This window comes from Mycobacterium sp. E3251, from assembly GCF_001666835.1.
Lineage (GTDB): Bacteria > Actinomycetota > Actinomycetes > Mycobacteriales > Mycobacteriaceae > Mycobacterium.
In genome coordinates, this window is the sequence record NZ_LZJF01000039.1 from 1 (window position 1) to 17,408 (window position 17,408).

Below are 17,408 nucleotides of genomic sequence, written 5' to 3' on the forward strand. Positions count from 1 at the left end.
CTGGCGCGGTCACCGCCTGCGTGCCGGCGCTGAGACGGAGTTTTCTTCTGCCACACCGCAGTAAAGGTCCCGCGGGGACAGTCCGTATGCGGCGCGGAAGGCGCGGCTGAAACTCGACATGTCGGAGAATCCGTGCCGGCGCGCGACACTGGCGATGGTCACCGTCGCGTCGCTCCGGCCCAGCTCGTGGCGCGCGGCTTCCAACCGCCGGGTACGGATGTACTCGGCCAGGCTGATGTTGGCGTCGGCGCACTTTTGGTAGAGATGCCGCACCGAGACGAAGTGTGCCGCTGCGATGCGTTCGGCGTTGAGCTCCGGATCGCGCAGATGTCGAGACACGTAGTCCAGAATCCGGACGAGCAGCGTGTTGGCGAGGGGTTCGGCCGCGCGCTCTGCATAGCCCAACTGGGTCGTGATCACCGCGCGAAGCAGTTCGATGCTCGGGTGCGCGACGAGATCGCCGTTGACCGCGGTGAACAGGCTCGGATCGGCCGCCACCCGCCGGAGGTGATCGAAGGTCAACGTGGCCAGCGGATGCTCAGGAATAAGCGGCACGGCGCACGCTTCGCGGATCAGTTCAGTCGGCAAAGCGAGCGCGGAGTGGGGAATCTGGAAGAACTCCCCACCCATGCCCTCGGGGTTGAGCAACGTGTAGGGGGCGCTGGAGTCGTACAGCGCCATCGCACCGGGGTGCAGAACCGCCTCCCTGTCCTCCTGCACCACCATCGCGGTACCGGCCAGCTGCAGATTGACGAAGACTGTGGGCTCGGCGCCATCGCGCGCCAGCGCTGGTGTCCGGACCACCCTGTTGGCGGTCGTCTCTCCGACGCAGACTGTCAGGTCACCGAGCGGCGTGACCAGCCCGTGAGCGGTCGCGCCCGGGCCGTCTTCCACCCAATGCCATTCGACAGACACCATGGCCGCGCCCATCGCCCAGTGCATGTAATCGGAGCGTTCCACCGGGTCGACAGGGTCGGTATCGAGGACGATGGCCATGGGGAAGACTTCCTTTCCCTGGCAGGCGAGGGCCCCGTTGCTTGATCGCAATCCTAAAACCGGACCCGCGAGGCCGCCAAGCGTCGGGCTGGGCCAAGCGCTGTCGCACGCGTCGCCCGCCGCGGTGTCCCCGGTTTGCCGCGAACATGGGTTGCCGCCCCTCGGGGCCCGTGGCCCAGTGGTGTTCGGCGTGCCGCCGAGGAGAACTGGTCAATCACCGATCGATTCCAGCCAGGAGCAATTCACCCAACGCGAGCGCTTCTACCATCGCCTTCAAGAGTCCAGAAGGCCTCCGTAGCAGCCTTCTACCGTGGAGGGGACAGCGATGCCGACGTTCAACCACAACATGTTCGACCACGCGGATGTCAGGATCCATTACGTGACCGTGGGTACCCCGCCGAGTCACGGTGGCGACGATCGGACCGTGGTGCTGCTGCACGGCTGGCCCCAGACCTGGTGGGAATGGCGCCATGTCATGGGGCCCTTGCACGAGGACGGCTGGTTCGTCGTCGCTCCCGACTACCGAGGTGCCGGGGGGTCCTCCAAGCCACCCGGCGGCTACGACAAACAAACCATGGCAGGTGACATCAAGGCCCTGCTCGACCATCTCGGTGTGCAGAAGCCCATCACCTTGGTAGGCCACGACCTCGGGCTGATGGTCGCCTACGCCTACGCCTGCCTGTACTCGACCGACGTCGAACGTCTTGTGCTCATGGAGGCGCCGATCCCGGGGACCAATGCGTACGAGAGCGTGGCCACGACCAAGTACAGCGCGAATAAACTCTGGCACTTCCACCTGCACGGGGCGGCCGACAACGTCGCCGAGACGCTCATCGCTGGAAGCGAATTCCCTTACCTACGTTCGTTTTACCAGCGCCTGAGCGCCAATCCCGACGCGATCTCAATATCGGACGCGCAGCGATACGTCGCTGACTACACGGCCCCGGGAGCCATGCGTGCCGGCCTCGAATTGTTCCGCGCCTTCGAGCAGGACGCGTCCGACAACCGACGCATTCTGGCGGAGCAGGGCAAGCTCACGCTGCCGGTTCTCGGACTGGGCGGGACCGCGAGCTTCTTCGTACCGATCGCCGAGGCCATGCTCTTGGAGGTCGCCGACAACGTCACGGTCCGGCCCATCGAAAATTCGGGACACTGGATCGCCGAGGAACAACCCGAGGCGCTCCTGTCGTGCCTGCGCGAATTCATCGAGGTAACCGGCGGTACGAAGGGACGCGCGGCGTGATCATCTTGAATGTCTTCTTCGACGTGGCGCAAGCGCACGAAGCCGATTTTCTGAAGCTGTTGAACCACATGGTGGTTGAGTCCAACAAGGAAGACGGCTGCGGCCTGTATCAACTGTGGCGCAACGCCCATGATCCTTACAGTTACGTCCTCGTCGAACACTGGGCCTCACAGGAGAGCCTTGTCGCCCATGGCAAAACGCCGCACTGGATCAACTTCAACGACACCGTCAACGGATACTTGAAGTCCGACTACGAGGAACACCACTACAACGAGATCCCACGCTGAGCCCCAGGACGCGAGCGCGGGTGGAGATGCTTTGGACCCGCTGGGCTACAACGCGTACAGCGCCGGTAGGTTGACGACGATCGCCTCTTGGCTGCTGCGGGCAATGACCAACTCTGCCGGTGTGTTTGGATCGGGATTCTCCTCACGGTGGGGCAGATGTGGGGGTACGAAGACGTAATCGCCAGGATCGGTCCGGACCCGAACCTCGCGCTCCCCGTCAAAGAACACAAACTCGGGATGCCCGCTGCGGACGTAGATCATCGTCTCGGAATCACCGTGGTGATGGTTGGCCGAGACGCTGCCCGGCGACGCCAAGGTTTCTCCCATCCAGAGCTTTTCGCTACCCACGGTGGATCCACTCAGCGCGGCGAAGCGCTGCATGCCGTCCGTCTGCGCTGTGGTGGCATCAAGTTCGGTTGACTTGACGTGGCGGACGCGATTGCGCGGTACATGCTGCTGGGCATTGGGGGTGAAATCGGGATGAAAACCGTCGGGGCCGGCCATGCAGTCGAGCGTAGACCTCCCGAGAGGCCCAACAATCGCCGTGCCCCGGACGAATTCGAGACAATCAGCGATCAAATCAAGTCAGTCTCAACACATTCGCGGTGGAGGCCGCGACGGTCGGTGGTCGACCTTTACAGTCAGCCGTTCACCGCCTGCTCGCGCGCCCACCGGTAGTCGGCCTTGCCCGACGGGCTGCGCTCGATTGCCGCGCGGAACACGATCGCTTTGGGTAGTTTGTAGCGGGCCAGCGATTGACCGGCGTGGGCGACCAACTCCTCGGCGTCCGCGCGGGCGCCTTCGGCCAGCGCGACGACGGCCACGACCTCCTGGCCCCACCGCTCGCTGGGACGGCCGGCGACCACCACGTCGGCCACCGCCGGGTGCGACGCGATGGCGGTCTCGACCTCCTCGACGAAGATTTTCTCGCCGCCCGAGTTGATCGTCACCGAATCGCGGCCCAGCAGTTCGATCTTGCCATCGGGATGGTGGCGGGCCCGGTCGCCGGGAATCGCGTAACGCACGCCGTCGATGACGGGAAATGTCTTGGCGGTCTTGGCCGCATCACCCTTGTAGCCCAGTGGGACGTAGCCGCGTTGCGCCAGCCAGCCCATGCCGTCGTGGCCCGGCTCCAGGATGGTGGCCAGATCCTCGGCCGCCACGAACGTGTCCGGGCCGGCGTTGAAGGTGCCGGTGGACACCGCTCCCGAAGTGGACATGTGGTGCATCTGCGCGCCGGTTTCCGAGGATCCGACACCGTCGACGACGACGGCGTTCGGCAGGACTTCGATCAACCGTTGCTTGACGAACGGGGTGAGCAGCGCGCCGCCGTTGGCGACCACCGCCAGCGACGACACGTCCGCGATCCCTTTCTCGATGGCGGCGACCAAGGGGCGGGCCATCGCGTCGCCGACCACCGTCACCACGGTCACGCGCTCGCGCTCGATGGTGCGGACGACCTCGTCGGCGTCCAGACGATCGACGACCGAAGGGAAGACGACGGACTGCCCGGTCGTGATCGCCGTCATCACGCTCCACTGGGCCGCGCCGTGCATCAGCGGCGGCAGGATCATCAACTTGGTGCCGGGGCCCGCGACCACTCCCGCCGCGATCTCCTCGACGGACCCGAACGGCTCGCCGGTCATCAGGTTGCGCCCGCCGAAGGACGTCATGAAGATGTCGTGCTGGCGCCACAGCACACCTTTCGGCATGCCCGTCGTGCCGCCCGTGTACAGGACGTACAGGTCGTCGGGCGAAGGCTGCACCGGGGGTGGCTCCGGCGTGGAGGACGCGATGATGGTCTCGTAATCCACTGCGCCGTAGATCAATTCGTTGCCGGAGTCATCGGCGATCTGGATCAGGACCCGCAGCGGCGGGAGGTCCGGCAGGATTTCGGCCACCCGTGGCGCGAAGGCGGCGTGGTAGATCAGCGCGGTCGCCCCCGAATCCGCCAACAGATACTGCAGCTCGCTCTTGACGTAGCGGAAGTTGACGTTGAAGGGGGCGACTCGGGCTTGAAACGCGCCCAGCAGCGCCTCGACGAATTCGTTCCCGTTGTAGGCGTAGATGCCGAGCAGGTCCTGACCGGCCTCGTGGCCGGGGATCCCGGAGCGTTCGGTGTGGCAGCCCAGCCCACGGGAGTGCAGGTACGCGGCGAGGCGTTGCGACCGTTCGAGCACCTGTGCGTACGTGTACCGCCGTTCACCCTGGATCAGCAGCTCCCGGTCGGGAATCGCGGCCGCGACGGCCTTCGCGACGGCGGGGACAGTGAATTGTGTTGCGGTGTCGGACATCAGGCCTCTCAAGGCTGGTGGGGGAGCAAGCGGACCATCAGGCCGTTGGCTTCGCTGAGCAAGGTTCCATTGCCGGCTGTCATAGTAGCGTCAATGAAAAGTTTCCTGCCGTCGATGCGGGTGATGCGTCCGTGGGCGGTCAGCGGCTCGTCGATCGGGGTGATGGCTCGGTAGTCGACATGCAGGTATGCGGTCCGGGTAGGTGGCGTGCCCGCTGTGGAGACCACCATCCCGAACAGCCAGTCGTAGAACAGCGGGATCATGCCGCCGTGCACGGCGTTGTTTCCGCCGATGTGTGCGGTGGTGAAGTGGCCGGCCATGGTTACGCCGTCGGGGCCTGACTCGGTCACCATCCAGGGCGGCATCAAGGGGTGGGCCAACCCGGGCAGGCTCAGCACTCGCCCGGCGACCGACTCGGTCTCCGGGACCCGGTGGCCATCGAGCAGCGCGCAAGCGCTCTCCAGGTGCATGGTCGCGGCGGCCCAAAGCGCGGGGTCGGGCTTGGTGGACACGGTCAGGTCCTGCAGGCGGCGCAGCGCAGCGACGAACGGACCGAGTTCCTCGGGCGCGTCCTCGACGGGATTGACGTCGGGGAATCCGCCACGAACACCGGGTGCGGTGCCGGTCATGGCCGCGTCCACACGTCGAGCAACTCGTCGGTGGTGGTGATGGCCGCGAGCAGCGACAGGGTGTTGGCGATGATGGCCTCTCCGTATTCGGTGGGTATGCCGGCGACCGCATCGCGGGGCACGACGACGCGGTAGGAGGCGTTGACGGCGTCCATGACGACGTTGGGGATGGCGATGTTCAGCGACACCCCGACGACCACGATGGTGGACACCCCTAGGTTGCGCAGTATCGCGTCCAGGTCGGTGCCGCCCATAGGCCCGACGCCGTGCCAGCGGCTGAGCACCAGATCGCTTAACTCCGGCCCCAATTCGGGCAACACGGCCGCCCCGGGGGTGCCCGGGGTGATGTCGACTTGACCGTGCCCCATGGCGAAGATCTTGGCGTTGTGGTTGGAGCCGAGCCCGTCGGGGCGCCGCTGCACCAAGCAGTGCACGACGCGGACACCGGCCGCCCGGGCCGCCGGCAACAGCCGGACGATATTCGGCAGGGCGACCCGCCGTGCTTCCTCGGCCAGCATCGCCAGTCCGGCGTGGGGCCCGATGACGGCGCCCTGACATTCCTGTGTGACGATCGCGGTGCGCTCGGGTGCGGCGATCTCGGCGAGTTTCGGGGTCATGCCGGTACTTCGTAGAACTGTTTGGCCCACTTCCGCAATGCCATATACCCTTTCGCGTCCACCTTGGAGAGCGCCGGATTCTCGACGTACTTCTGGTACCGCCAGATTCGCAGATCGTCGAAGACGGTGGACAGGAATTGCTGTTCGATCACGTCGCGCAGCTTGCCCTGCGGTGCGTCGGATGTGTCGCCGGGGACCCGCGGCCACCAGATCGAGTAGAACAGGTCCGAACACTCATCGTCGACCGGAGTGCAGGTGAAGATCAGCCGATGGTTCTGGGCCCCCTCGAAGACGCTGATCGCTCCGCCCAGGCCGAACAGGTGGCTGTGGAACCGCAGCGCGAGGTCGTCGGGGTTGTCGCTGCGCGCGTCCGGCCAGCCCGCGACGAACTGCCACTCGTGGTCGACGATCTTCCAGTCCAGCACCCGCGGCGTCACCGTGGCATGGTGTACGTATTCGAAATGTGCGCTGTCGGGGGCATTCTCCGCGACGATCTGCGGATGGACCGGCTCGCGTTCGGCGCGGCGAGAGAACTCCGGGTACGCGCGGTAATACGCCGTCGGGTCGGTTTCGAATTGCGGAAATTTTCTAAAGATGTCCGGCATGTCCCACTGCGGCTCCTTGCCTTCCGGCTGGTGCCAGATGAACACGCAGTCGTACTGCTCGCGCACCGGGTACACCCGCAGCCGCAGCGCGCGGTTGGGCCGGTCGGGTTGATAGGGGATGTACCGGTTGGTGCCGTCCGGGCCCCAGCGCCAGCCGTGGAAGGGGCATTCGACGCAGTCGCCGAGCACCTTGCCGCCGTGGCCGATGTGGGCCCCGAGGTGTTTGCAGTGCGCTTCCAAGACGTGTAGCTCGCCGGACTCGTCGCGGTAAGCGACCAGATCCTCGCCAAAGTAGTGCAGCGGCCGCACCTCGCCAATCGGAAATTCGGGCGACCACCCGACCATGAACCACCCGGTGACCTTCCAGGTGAAGGGCACTTTCACGCCGAAGCCTCCGATTGCCTGATACTAAGTCCGTTACAGTATAGATTTCAGCAGTCCGGCCCGTGCACGGCAAGGAGTTGATGTGACTGAAGCGGCTGACACCCGGAGCGACGTCATCGTCATCGGCGCCGGCTTCTCCGGGGTCTACACCGGCCGAATCCCCGAATATCGACGGCGCCGCTGCGACGAAATCGCGGCCGGCGGATACACCGGTTTCAAGCTGGCTTAGGTGAGTGGCATGGCGAAGGTGACCCGTGGGCTGGGGCTCGCCAGGGAGGCGACCCGCGAGCTCGGCATGTTGTTGCCGCGCACGGTGGCCAGCCTGAACGAATCGACCGGCTGGGCTCCAATGTCGCCGCGTGGCGTGCGCCAGTTCGGCGAGGTCATGCTGGACGAGCTTGTGCTGAGCGGCTTTTCGCTGCTCGGCGGGGGCCCGGCGGCGATGCGCCCCCTGGCCGGCTGCACAGCCGCGGCCGAGGAGTTGTCGGCCCTGGGCATCGACCGCGCGCACGCGGACCCGAATCCGCTGCGGGCGACCTCGGTGCGGCGGCGGCGCATCGGCAACCTGGCGTACGAACGGATGACGTTCGAGCACGATCCGGGGTTGCCGAAATCGCTGGAAGCCGAGGGCCTGGGCGGAACGGCGAGGGCGGTGGTGCACCTGTGCCGGCACACCGACGGCCCGAGACCGTGGCTCATCTGGGTGCATGGCGCCGGCCAGGGCGGCACGGAAGACCTGCTGTTGACCCGCATCGGCCGAATACATCACCAGCTGGGATTCAACGTCGCATTGCCGGTGCAGCCCGGTCATGGATGCCGGCGCAGGGAATGGCCCGCCTATCCCGACATGGACCCCTTGGGCAACGTCGCCGGCATGATGCGCTCGGTCTCGGAGATCCGCGCGGTGGTGCGATGGGTACAACCACAGGCGAGTGCGGTTGTGGTAGCTGGGGTTTCGATGGGGACTCCGGTCGCGGCGCTGGTTTCGCACCTGGAAAGGCAGATCGACGCAGTGGCGCTCTACACGCCGATCCTCGGGCTGAATGCGATGATCGCGCGGCATCTGGGGCGCGGGGGATCGTCGCGGGACGGATTCCGCGACCTGCTGGCCTCCCCGGACGTGGCGAACCTGACCTCGGTGGTCGACCCACTGCGGGTGGATCCGGCACCGCCGCCGCACCGCCGGCTCATCGTCGGCGCCTGGCACGACCGGATGGCGATGCGCGATCCCGCGGTCGAGTTGCAGGAGCGCTGGGGCGGCCAACTGTACTGGTACGACGGCAGCCACGTGGGGCACATTTTCTCCCGGCGCGTGCAGCGGGTGACCGATCGATTCCTGCGCGAGGTGGCCGGCTGATGGCGGACCCGCGCACCGCCCGCGAAGTCGTCGAGCTCTACAACCTCGTCGTCTGGAACCAGCACAACCTGAAGCTGGCCGAGGAGTTGTTCGCAGACACCGTGATCCGGCACGGGGTGGGTGAGGCGCATACGCTGACCCGCGACCAGGCGGTCAGCCGGGTCGAAGACGTCTGGGCGATGTTCGACCAGTTGAGGTTCGATCTGAACGTCGTCGCCGCCGGAGACGACGGCGAGCACGTCGCGATCGTCTACGACTCGTCGATGACCGCCAAGGACGGCACCACGGCGAACGTCGCCAGCATCGAGGTGTTCCGCGTCGTCGACGGGAAGATCACCGAAGTCTGGAATTGCGGCTATCAGCAAGGAGTTTGGAGTTGACCGATCGCACTCTCGATGAGTTGGGCTACTACCTGCTGGCCGGCGCCGGCGGGGAAGGCCCGGCAACGCTGGTCGATGAGGCCCGCCGCGGCGAGGAGCTGGGCCTCGGCACCGCGTTCATCTCCGAGCGCTGGAACGTCAAGGAGGCGTCGTCGCTGACCGGTGCCGCGTGCGCCGTGACGACCCGGATGCAGATCGCCACCGCCGCAACCAATCACAACACCCGCCACCCGCTGATCACCGGGTCGTGGGCCACCACCATGCACCGCCTCTCCGGCGGGCGATTCACGCTGGGGATCGGCCGGGGCATCGCGGCGATCTACGGGGCGTTCGGCATACCGGCGGTCACCACCGCGCAGATGGAGGACTGGGCCCAGGTCATGCGGCGCCTATGGCGCGGCGAGCTGATCTTCAACCACAACGGGCCGATGGGCAAATACCCGATCCTGTTCCTCGACCCCGACTTCAACGAGGAAATCCGCTTGGCGCTGGTGGCTTTCGGGCCGAATACGCTCGAGCTCGGGGGACGCGTGTTCGACGACGTCATCCTGCACACCTATTTCACCCCGGAGACGCTGCAGCGCTGTGTTAAGACGGTGAAAGCCGCGGCCCAAAAGGCCGGACGCGACCCGGACGACGTGCGGGTGTGGTCGTGCTTTGCCACCGTCGGCGACCACCTGCCCGAGGAGTTGCGGTTGAAGAAGACTGTCGCGCGCCTGGCCACCTACCTGCAGGGCTACGGCGACCTGATGGTCCGGACGAACAATTGGGATCCGGCTGTGCTGCATCGCTTCCGGGACGACCCAGTGGTGACGTCGATCGCCGGTGGGATCGACCACAAGGCCACGGCCCAGCAGATCGAACACATCGCGACGTTGATTCCCGACGAGTGGCTGGAGCCGTCGGCGACCGGGTCTGCCCGGCAATGCGCGGATCGCGTCCGCAGGGAATTCGACTACGGGGCCGACGCCGTGATCATGCACGGCGCGACGCCGGACGAACTGGAGCCCGTTATCGCGGCCTACCGGGCGGGTGACTAGCACCAGTCAGGGCATGATGACGGTCCGGCTGACCGGTTCGGCGGCGGCCTGCCGGCTCGACAGTCCACGAAGCAATGAACTAAGCAAGGCATCACGGGTTTCGCGGGGATCGATGAGTTCGTCGAATCCCAGATGTTCGGCCGAGCGATAGGACGCCTGCAGCTCGGCGTCGCGCAGCTTCGCGGTGATGTCCTCACCGGCATGCGTCGCCCGGCCCAGCGCCGCCGCGCTCATGGCGCCCATGGTGGCGCCGGGGTAAGCGAAGGTCGCGCTCTGGTGATCGAAACCCAACAGCGACATGACCATCGAGCCGAATCCGTATGCCTTGCGCAGCGTGACGTGCAGCTTGACCGTGGTGGCCGCGGTCTGCGCGGCGAACATCCGCGCACCGGCGCGCAGCACGCCGCTGCGCTCGGACCGACTACCGGGCAGCATGCCGGGGTTATCGGCAAGGAACACGATGGGCAGGTGGAAGGAGTCGGCCACCATGATGAAGTGTGCCGCCTTGTCGGCCGCGTCGGCGTCGATCGAGCCCGCGAGCACGTTGGGCTGGTTCGCGACGACCGCGACCGGGTGGCCACCGAGATGGGCCAACGCGCAGATGATCGCCTTGCCGTACTGCGGCTGGACTTCGAACCAGTCGGGCCGGTCGAAGACCACGTCCAGCACCGCCCGCATGTCGTAGATGCGGCGGTTGTCGCGAGAGACGATGTCGAGCAGTTCGGGCGTCGCACGGGGCCCGCTGGCCTCGTCCGGCGGCCGCGGCGCCGGGTACGACCATGCGCTCGGCGGGAAATACGACAGGTACCGCCGGATATCGGCGATCACGGCTTCGTCGTCTTCGGCAACGTTGTGGATCACCCCGCTCGGCAATGCGGTGCCGGGCCCGCCGAGGTCCTCCTTCGAGATCTCTTCTCCGGTGGACTCTTTGACGACCGGCGGTCCGGCGGTGAAGATGGCGCCCTGTCTGCTCATGATGCGGAAGTCGCACACGGGCGCGACCAGCGCGCCATGTCCGGCCGACGGACCCAACACCGCGGCGACGGTCGGCACCTTGCCCGAGCACTGCGCCTGGGCGAGCAGGTCGGTCGGGGCGCGGCCGTAATGCCCACCGCCAGGGCGAAAGCCGGCGCCTTCGAGCAGCATCACCAGGGGAACCTTGTCGCGCAGCGCGAGTTCGGCGATGCGATAGCGCTTGGAGTTGCCGCCGGGTCCGATGCTGCCGGCCATGGTGGTGAAGTCCTCCGAGCCCAGCATCACCGGTGAACCGTTGATCGATCCGGAGCCGACGACCAGCCCGTCGGCCGCGATGTCGCCACCGACCAGCGTGCCGATTTCGCGGAACGTCCCCGGGTCGAGGAGGTGTTCGATGCGCGCGCGGGCGTCGAGCTTGCCCTTGCCGCGGTGCTTGTCGAGGCGTTCGGGACCACCCATGCCCCACGCGCGCTGACGGCGCCGCCCGAGATCGTCGAGCGTTTCTCCCCAGTCCTGGGCTTTCGGCATGCCTATGTCCTACCTCATGGAAGTTTCGTCTGGCGAGCAGGCCCGATGGTGGCGACCCGCCGCGCCCGGCTACGCCGCGCTTGCGATCGCCACGTCTGCAGGGTCACATACTGGATTGCTTACTGTAAAGTTACCCGCATGGCCGACGCCGCCCGCCTCAAGGTCGACGGGGGCATCCCCAATCAACTCGCCCGGGTGACCGATGCGGCGGTCGCCCTGGAACGTGACGGGTACGACGGCGGCTGGACGGCGGAAACAAGTCACGACCCATTCCTGCCCCTGCTGCTCGCCGCCGAGCACACGTCGCGGCTCGAACTCGGCACCAACATCGCCGTGGCGTTCGCCCGCAACCCGATGATCGTCGCCAACATCGGTTGGGACCTGCAGGCGTACTCGAAGGGCCGGTTCATTCTTGGGCTGGGCACCCAGATTCAGCCGCATATCGAAAAGCGGTTCAGCATGCCGTGGAGCCATCCCGCGCGCCGGATGCGCGAGTTCGTCTCCGCCCTGCACGCGATCTGGTCCGCTTGGAAAGACGGCGGGAAGCTGCGTTTCGAGGGGGATTTCTACACCCACAAGATCATGACCCCGATGTTCACGCCGGAGCCGCAGCCCTATTCCCCGCCGAAGATCTTCATCGCGGCGGTCGGCGAAGCGATGACCGAGATGTGCGGCGAGGCCGCCGACGGTCATCTCGGACACCCGATGGTTTCCAAGCGTTACCTGGACGAGGTCACGATGCCGGCGCTGCTGCGCGGCATGCAGCGAGCCGGCAGGCGCCGCAGCGACTTTGAAGTGTCCAGCGAGGTGATGATCGCGACCGGCGAGAACGAGGACGAATTGGCTGCCGCGACCGCCGCCGTGCGCAAGCAGATCGCCTTCTACGGGTCGACGCCCGCTTACCGCAGGGTGTTGGAGCTGCACGGTTGGGGAGACCTGCAGACCGAGCTGCACCGCCTGTCGATCGCGGGCGAGTGGGACGCGATGGGCGCGCTGATCGACGACGAGGCGCTCGCGGCCTTCGCCGTCGTCGGCCCGGTGGACACCATCGCCGCCGCCCTCAGGGGTCGCTGCCACGGCGCGGTCGACCGGGTCCTGCCCATCTTCTTCAACGCCTCCCAGTCCTCGATCACGGCCGCACTGAAGGAGTTTCGCGAGTGAGCACAACCACGGTAGACGAGTCCGCCAACCTGCTGGCGGATCCCTTGGCGTACACCGACGAGGAGCGGTTGCACGCGGCGCTGACCCATTTGCGCGCCAACGCACCGGTGTCGTGGGTCGAGGTGCCGGACTACCGGCCGTTCTGGGCGATCACCAAGCACGCCGACATCATGGACATCGAACGCGAGAACATGCTGTTCACCAACTGGCCCCGCCCGGTCTTGACGACGACAGAGGGCGACGAGATGCAGGCGGCTGCGGGCGTGCGGACGCTGATCCACCTCGACGACCCGCAGCATCGGGTGGTGCGTGCGATCGGGTCCGACTGGTTTCGGCCAAAGGCGATGCGGGCGTTGAAGGTTCGTGTTGACGAGCTCGCGAAGACCTACGTCGACAAGATGATGGCCGCTAGCCCGGAGTGCGACTTCGTTCAGGAGGTCGCGGTCAATTACCCGCTCTACGTGATCATGTCGCTGCTGGGGCTGCCGGAGGCGGACTTCCCGCGGATGCTCAAGTTGACCCAGGAGCTGTTCGGCAGCGACGACTCCGAGTTCAAGCGGGGCACCACCAACGAGGATCAGCTGCCCGCCTTGTTCGACATGTTCCAGTACTTCAACGGGGTGACCGAGTCCCGCCGCGAGCGTCCCACCGAGGATCTGGCATCCGCCATCGCCAACGCGCGCGTCGACGGGGAGCCGCTGTCGGACATCGACACCGTGTCGTATTACCTCATCGTCGCCACCGCGGGCCACGACACCACCAGCGCGACCATCTCCGGGGGCCTGCACGCGCTCATCGAAAATCCCGACCAGCTCGAGCGCCTGCGCGGCAACCTCGACCTGATGCCGCTGGCCACCGAGGAAATGATCCGCTGGGTTACCCCGGTCAAGGAATTCATGCGCACCGCCACCGAGGACACCACCGTGCGCGGCGTGCCCATCGCGGCGGGGGATTCGGTGCTGCTGTCCTACGTGTCGGCCAATCGCGACGAGGACGTCTTCGCCGACCCGTTCCGCTTCGACGTCGGGCGCGATCCCAACAAGCACCTGGCCTTCGGCTATGGGGTGCACTTCTGCATGGGCGCCGCGCTGGCCCGCATGGAGGTCAACAGCTTCTTCACCGAGCTGCTGCCCAGGCTCAAATCCATTGAACTGAGCGGTGATCCAGAACTTGTTGCCACTACCTTCGTCGGCGGCCTCAAACACCTGCCGGTGCGTTACACGCTGTCCTGAGGGAGTCACCCGGGTTGAGCGACCCGCTTAGTCCGGGTGTGCGACGATCGCGATCGTTACGCTCCCCCCGGAGGACTAGGCAATGACGCGTAGGACGATTGTCATCACCGGTGCCAGCGATGGCATCGGCGCCGCGGCGGCCCGCCGGCTACACCGCGACGGCGCGAACGTCGTACTGGTCGGACGAACGGAAAGCAAGACCGCCGCCATGGCTGCTGAGTTGGACGCCGCTTATTTTGTGGCCGACTTCGCCGATCTGTGCCAAGTGCGGGCCCTGGCGGACAAGATCCGTTCGGAATGCCCGCGGATCGACGTGCTGGGCAACAACGCCGGCGGGGTGTTCAGCAAGCTGCGCGACACGGTCGATGGCCATGAGATCACTTTCCAGGTGAATTACCTGGCGCCGTTTCTGCTCACCACGCTGTTGCTCGATGTGCTCGTCGTTTCGCGCGCCACGATCGTCAACACGTCGAGTTCGTCGCAGCGGCTGCTCCGCCACGTCACCCTCGGTGATTTCGAAACGACCGTCGAGCGCCGGCCGAGCACCGCCTACGCCGTCGCAAAACTGGCAAATATCTTGTTCACCAGGGAATTACATCGGCGCTACCACGTCGACGGCCTTTCGGCCGCCGTGGTGCACCCGGGCTTCGTCAACACCAATATCGGTCACTCGTCGGGATCGCGATTCCTGACCACCATGCAGCGCACCCCGGTGAGCCGCCTCATCAAAGCCCCGGATCGGGGTGCCGACCAGCTGGTCTGGTTGGCCTCGACTACACCCGGCGTCGACTGGGCATCCGGCGAGTACTACTCGAACGGGAAAGTCGCGAGGGCCAACCGCGCGGCAGACGATCCCGTGCTCGCACGCGAGCTGTGGGATCGCACATTGGCCAAGATCGCCTAGGCGATCGCCGGAGCCGACCCAGAAGTAGGCCGTCTCACACTTTCGATACCAGCTGGTATCCAGTCGATACTGAAGAGTATGCTGCTGGTCATGTCGCCTGTCAAACCGCGCCGAACCCGCCCCACTCGCGACGAGGTTCGCGACCGGATCCTGGACGCGGCGTCGAAGGTATTCGCCGCCGAAGGGTTCGCCGGTGCCACGATCGACGCCATCGGGCAGGCCGCGGGCTTCACCAAGGGCGCGGTCTACTCGAACTTTGAATCCAAGGACGACCTGGTCCTAGCTCTCCTCGACCGCCAGTTCGAGCTTCGTGGCGAGCAGATCGCGACAGCGCTGGACAGCAGCGGCGGCGACACCCGCGCGGCCGCACGGGAATTGAGCAGATCGGTGCTTGACACAGTTCGCGACCATTCCGACTATTACGTGTTGTTCGTCGAATACTGGCTGCGGGCCCAGCGTGACCCCCAGGTGCGCGAGCGCCTCATCGAACGCCGCCGCGCCGCCGCCGCCGACCAAGCGCTGCACATCGTCGGATCAAATCCTTCCGTGGCATCCGATCGGGAGCTGGCCGACGTCGCCCAGCTCGTCGTCACGATCAACCTCGGCATCGCGATGGAAGAGGTCCTCCGTCCTGGGACCATGAACCCCGACCTGCTCGCGCAGCTGATCACCGTAGCGCTGGAATCAGTCCTGGTTTCCGCCGAGGAGGGAATGCCCCACCATGGACACAAATGACGCGCCGGACGCCGCGGCGCCGGTGATCATCGCCCGCGGGTTAGGCGTCGACGGCGAGCACGGCCCCCTCTTCTCGGATATCGATCTCGCGCTGGCACCGGGTTTTCACGCGATCCAGATGCCCGGCGGACCCGGCCAGACCACGCTGCTGCTGACGCTCGCGGGACGATTCAAACCGAGGCACGGCACGCTGACCGTCCTCGGCGAGACAACCGCGCGCGCGATCCGCCGGCACTGCTCGATCGCGGCCTTCGAAGACATTGACGACCTCGAGGAATCGGTGACCGTGGGGACGGTGTTCGCCGAGCAACTTCGGTGGCTGGCGCCGTGGTATTCATCGGTGCCGGCGCAATCGGGTTCGGCCGAGCTGTCCGAGGTATTCGGCGAAATACCCCCGCCGTCCCACGACACCTACATCGTTGAATTGTCGGACCTGGAACTGTTTTTGCTGCGAATAACGCTCGCGCTGCTGTCGAAGCGTCCGATTTTGGTGGTCGGCGACCTTGAACAGGTTCGTGACAATTCCCGGCGGGCGCTCGCGGCCGACAGGCTCGGTGTGATCGCCGAGCAGCGCACCGTGGTCGTCGGGGTGACCAACCCGCTCGGCACGGACGCGCCGGACCACGAACTACACGATCACCGCATCCTGACCGGAGAGGACTGAAGATGCTGGCTGGACTCGCCTTCGGCTCGGAGATCAAGCGATTCGGCCGCAGCCGCCTGACGCGCGTGGCCATCGTCGTGCTGATGCTGCTGCCCCTGGTGTATGGGGCGCTGTACCTCTGGGCGTTCTGGGATCCCTTCGGCCACACCAACAAGATGCCGGTGGCGCTGGTCAACTCCGACCGTGGCGCCGTCGTGTCCGGCCAGCAATTCAACGCCGGCGCGGAGATCGCCAAGAGCCTGACCGCGGACGGCGGCTTGGACTGGCACGTCGTGGACTTGCCGGAGGCACGCAACGGAGTCGACCACGGCAAGTACTACTTCATGGTCGAGTTGCCACCGGACTTCAGCGCGGCGATCGCATCACCGGTGACCGGGCAACCCAAGAAGGCCAACCTGATCGCCGTCTACAACGACGCCAACAACTACATCTCGACGAGTATCGGTCGCACCGCCATCGGTCAGGTGCTCAACGCCGTGTCCAGCCGGATCTCGGGGCAAGCCGTCAATCAGGTGCTGTCAATAGTGGTTTCATCGGGATCGGGTATCAAGCAGGCCGCCGACGGGGCCACTCAACTCGACGACGGGGCCGGTCAGCTGGTGGCCGGTCTGGACACCGCCCGGTCCGGCTCGGCAACGCTCGCCACCGGAGCCAAGCAACTGTCGGACGGAATCAACCAGGCCACCGACCCGCTGCTCGCCGTGGCCAAGGCGGTGTCGCAAATCGGCGGCAGCACGCAGCAACTGCAACAGGGTGCAACGGCGCTACAGCAGGCCAATGACCAGATCGGTGCCATCGCCACGGCGCAGGATGCCGCCGCAAACTCCCTGTCAGCGGTGATCGATCAGCTCTCCGCACGACAGGATCCGCTGGCGAACAACCTGCGCGGCGTCCAGGATCAGCTCCGGGGCCACCAGTTCACGCCCCAGATCCGTCAGCAGCTCGCCGATGCGCAGAATGCGGCGATCGCCTTGACATCGGGATTGCGAAACCCGGGCAGTCCGCTTGGGTCGGCGCTCGACCAGGTCGGCAGCAAGGGGCAAGACCTGACGAACAAGCTCACCCAGCTGCGTGACGGAGCACAGCAGGTTGCCACCGGCAACGCCGAATTGGCTGGCGGCATCGCCAAACTCGACGACGGCGCACGACAACTCAAGACGGGATCGGCCGAGCTGGCAACGAAACTCGCCGACGGGGCCAGGCAGGTGCCGAAGTTGGGCGCGGCGTTCTCATGCGATGCCTCGAGTTGCACCGGACCACCGATGGTGTCGGCGACCGCATCCTTTTGCTGGGTGGTCCAGTTCGGCACCTGCCTGGCCCCGTCGGCGAGTTTCGTTGCCAGCTCGGCCGATCCCGTCTTGAGTTGTCGTGCGCGGT

The 17,408-nt window shown here is 66.1% G+C and carries 19 protein-coding genes; 12 read left to right on the top strand and 7 right to left on the bottom strand.

Annotated features, from left to right (window positions below):
• Positions 1-9: 9 nt before the first annotated feature.
• Positions 10-996 (bottom strand): helix-turn-helix domain-containing protein, encoded by a 987-nt coding sequence (locus tag A5697_RS05220; protein ID WP_068008571.1) that lies wholly within the window; start codon positions 994-996, stop codon positions 10-12.
• 424 nt (positions 997-1,420) lie between these two features.
• Between A5697_RS05220 and A5697_RS05225 the strand changes: the two genes are divergently transcribed.
• Positions 1,421-2,239 (top strand): alpha/beta fold hydrolase, encoded by an 819-nt coding sequence (locus A5697_RS05225; RefSeq protein WP_197500920.1) that lies wholly within the window; start codon positions 1,421-1,423, stop codon positions 2,237-2,239.
• Positions 2,236-2,526 (top strand): putative quinol monooxygenase, encoded by a 291-nt coding sequence (locus A5697_RS05230; protein WP_067943593.1) that lies wholly within the window; start codon positions 2,236-2,238, stop codon positions 2,524-2,526. The genes A5697_RS05225 and A5697_RS05230 overlap by 4 nt, the downstream gene beginning before the upstream one ends.
• Before the next feature lie 45 nt (positions 2,527-2,571).
• Here the strand turns inward: A5697_RS05230 and A5697_RS05235 are convergent, their stop codons facing one another.
• From A5697_RS05235 to A5697_RS05255, 5 genes are all read right to left on the bottom strand, one after another.
• The gene (locus A5697_RS05235) at positions 2,572-3,030 is read right to left on the bottom strand and encodes a cupin domain-containing protein (protein WP_068008576.1); all 459 of its coding nucleotides are present in this window, start codon (positions 3,028-3,030) and stop codon (positions 2,572-2,574) included.
• 137 nt (positions 3,031-3,167) lie between these two features.
• Positions 3,168-4,820: an acyl-CoA synthetase gene (locus tag A5697_RS05240; protein WP_068008579.1), complete on the bottom strand. Its 1,653-nt coding sequence runs from the start codon at positions 4,818-4,820 to the stop codon at positions 3,168-3,170.
• An 8-nt stretch (positions 4,821-4,828) separates the two neighbouring features.
• Complete coding sequence (locus A5697_RS05245; RefSeq protein ID WP_068008597.1) at positions 4,829-5,449, bottom strand: PaaI family thioesterase; 621 nt, start codon at positions 5,447-5,449, stop codon at positions 4,829-4,831.
• Positions 5,446-6,066, bottom strand: a complete 621-nt coding sequence (locus A5697_RS05250; protein ID WP_068008582.1) for a cysteine hydrolase — start codon at positions 6,064-6,066, stop codon at positions 5,446-5,448. Before A5697_RS05250 ends, A5697_RS05245 begins: the two co-directional genes overlap by 4 nt.
• Positions 6,063-7,055 carry a Rieske 2Fe-2S domain-containing protein gene (locus tag A5697_RS05255; protein ID WP_068008584.1) on the bottom strand — a complete coding sequence of 331 codons (993 nt, stop codon included), beginning with the start codon at positions 7,053-7,055 and terminating at the stop codon, positions 6,063-6,065. Before A5697_RS05255 ends, A5697_RS05250 begins: the two co-directional genes overlap by 4 nt.
• 82 nt (positions 7,056-7,137) lie before the next feature.
• On the opposite strand from A5697_RS05255, the gene A5697_RS27590 reads away from it, so the two are divergent.
• Genes A5697_RS27590 through A5697_RS05270 form a run of 4 tightly spaced genes read left to right on the top strand, consistent with a single transcriptional unit; the run spans position 7,138 to position 9,832 of the window.
• Positions 7,138-7,284, top strand: a complete 147-nt coding sequence (locus A5697_RS27590; protein WP_156673166.1) for a hypothetical protein — start codon at positions 7,138-7,140, stop codon at positions 7,282-7,284.
• A gap of 9 nt (positions 7,285-7,293) precedes the next feature.
• Complete coding sequence (locus tag A5697_RS05260; RefSeq protein ID WP_068008587.1) at positions 7,294-8,412, top strand: PHB depolymerase family esterase; 1,119 nt, start codon at positions 7,294-7,296, stop codon at positions 8,410-8,412.
• Positions 8,412-8,792 (top strand): nuclear transport factor 2 family protein, encoded by a 381-nt coding sequence (locus A5697_RS05265; protein WP_067943584.1) that lies wholly within the window; start codon positions 8,412-8,414, stop codon positions 8,790-8,792. Before A5697_RS05260 ends, A5697_RS05265 begins: the two co-directional genes overlap by 1 nt.
• Complete coding sequence (locus tag A5697_RS05270) at positions 8,789-9,832, top strand: TIGR03857 family LLM class F420-dependent oxidoreductase (protein WP_068008600.1); 1,044 nt, start codon at positions 8,789-8,791, stop codon at positions 9,830-9,832. Before A5697_RS05265 ends, A5697_RS05270 begins: the two co-directional genes overlap by 4 nt.
• A 6-nt stretch (positions 9,833-9,838) precedes the next feature.
• On the opposite strand, the gene A5697_RS05275 is transcribed toward A5697_RS05270, so the two are convergent.
• Positions 9,839-11,335, bottom strand: a complete 1,497-nt coding sequence (locus A5697_RS05275; protein WP_067943581.1) for an acyl-CoA carboxylase subunit beta — start codon at positions 11,333-11,335, stop codon at positions 9,839-9,841.
• Between the two features lie 138 nt (positions 11,336-11,473).
• Here A5697_RS05275 and A5697_RS05280 point away from each other — a divergent pair, with 138 nt between their 5' ends.
• From A5697_RS05280 to A5697_RS05305, 6 genes are all read left to right on the top strand, one after another.
• Positions 11,474-12,496 carry an LLM class F420-dependent oxidoreductase gene (locus A5697_RS05280; RefSeq protein WP_068008590.1) on the top strand — a complete coding sequence of 341 codons (1,023 nt, stop codon included), beginning with the start codon at positions 11,474-11,476 and terminating at the stop codon, positions 12,494-12,496.
• Positions 12,493-13,728 (top strand): cytochrome P450, encoded by a 1,236-nt coding sequence (locus A5697_RS05285; RefSeq protein WP_068008593.1) that lies wholly within the window; start codon positions 12,493-12,495, stop codon positions 13,726-13,728. Before A5697_RS05280 ends, A5697_RS05285 begins: the two co-directional genes overlap by 4 nt.
• Before the next feature lie 82 nt (positions 13,729-13,810).
• Positions 13,811-14,632, top strand: coding sequence for an SDR family NAD(P)-dependent oxidoreductase (locus A5697_RS05290; RefSeq protein WP_068008595.1), 822 nt, complete (start codon positions 13,811-13,813; stop codon positions 14,630-14,632).
• A 78-nt stretch (positions 14,633-14,710) separates the two neighbouring features.
• Positions 14,711-15,367, top strand: coding sequence for a TetR/AcrR family transcriptional regulator (locus A5697_RS05295; protein WP_067943569.1), 657 nt, complete (start codon positions 14,711-14,713; stop codon positions 15,365-15,367).
• On the top strand, positions 15,354-16,031 hold the full coding sequence (locus A5697_RS05300; RefSeq protein ID WP_067943567.1) for a hypothetical protein: 678 nt from the start codon (positions 15,354-15,356) through the stop codon (positions 16,029-16,031). The genes A5697_RS05295 and A5697_RS05300 overlap by 14 nt, the downstream gene beginning before the upstream one ends.
• 2 nt (positions 16,032-16,033) lie before the next feature.
• Positions 16,034-17,408, top strand: a 1,375-nt coding sequence (locus A5697_RS05305; RefSeq protein ID WP_231971977.1) for a YhgE/Pip domain-containing protein, incomplete at its 3' end; no start/stop codon positions are given.

Excerpts from the sequence above, each read along its gene's own strand:
- A5697_RS05220 (WP_068008571.1), bottom strand. The coding sequence starts at position 996 with ATGGCCATCGTCCTCGATACCGACCCTGTCGACCCGGTGGAACGCTCC.
- A5697_RS05235 (WP_068008576.1), bottom strand. The coding sequence starts at position 3,030 with ATGGCCGGCCCCGACGGTTTTCATCCCGATTTCACCCCCAATGCCCAG.
- A5697_RS05240 (WP_068008579.1), bottom strand. The coding sequence starts at position 4,820 with ATGTCCGACACCGCAACACAATTCACTGTCCCCGCCGTCGCGAAGGCC.
- A5697_RS05245 (WP_068008597.1), bottom strand. The coding sequence starts at position 5,449 with ATGACCGGCACCGCACCCGGTGTTCGTGGCGGATTCCCCGACGTCAAT.
- A5697_RS05250 (WP_068008582.1), bottom strand. The coding sequence starts at position 6,066 with ATGACCCCGAAACTCGCCGAGATCGCCGCACCCGAGCGCACCGCGATC.
- A5697_RS05260 (WP_068008587.1), top strand. The coding sequence starts at position 7,294 with ATGGCGAAGGTGACCCGTGGGCTGGGGCTCGCCAGGGAGGCGACCCGC.
- A5697_RS05265 (WP_067943584.1), top strand. The coding sequence starts at position 8,412 with ATGGCGGACCCGCGCACCGCCCGCGAAGTCGTCGAGCTCTACAACCTC.
- A5697_RS05275 (WP_067943581.1), bottom strand. The coding sequence starts at position 11,335 with ATGCCGAAAGCCCAGGACTGGGGAGAAACGCTCGACGATCTCGGGCGG.
- A5697_RS05280 (WP_068008590.1), top strand. The coding sequence starts at position 11,474 with ATGGCCGACGCCGCCCGCCTCAAGGTCGACGGGGGCATCCCCAATCAA.
- A5697_RS05290 (WP_068008595.1), top strand. The coding sequence starts at position 13,811 with ATGACGCGTAGGACGATTGTCATCACCGGTGCCAGCGATGGCATCGGC.
- A5697_RS05295 (WP_067943569.1), top strand. The coding sequence starts at position 14,711 with ATGCTGCTGGTCATGTCGCCTGTCAAACCGCGCCGAACCCGCCCCACT.
- A5697_RS05300 (WP_067943567.1), top strand. The coding sequence starts at position 15,354 with ATGGACACAAATGACGCGCCGGACGCCGCGGCGCCGGTGATCATCGCC.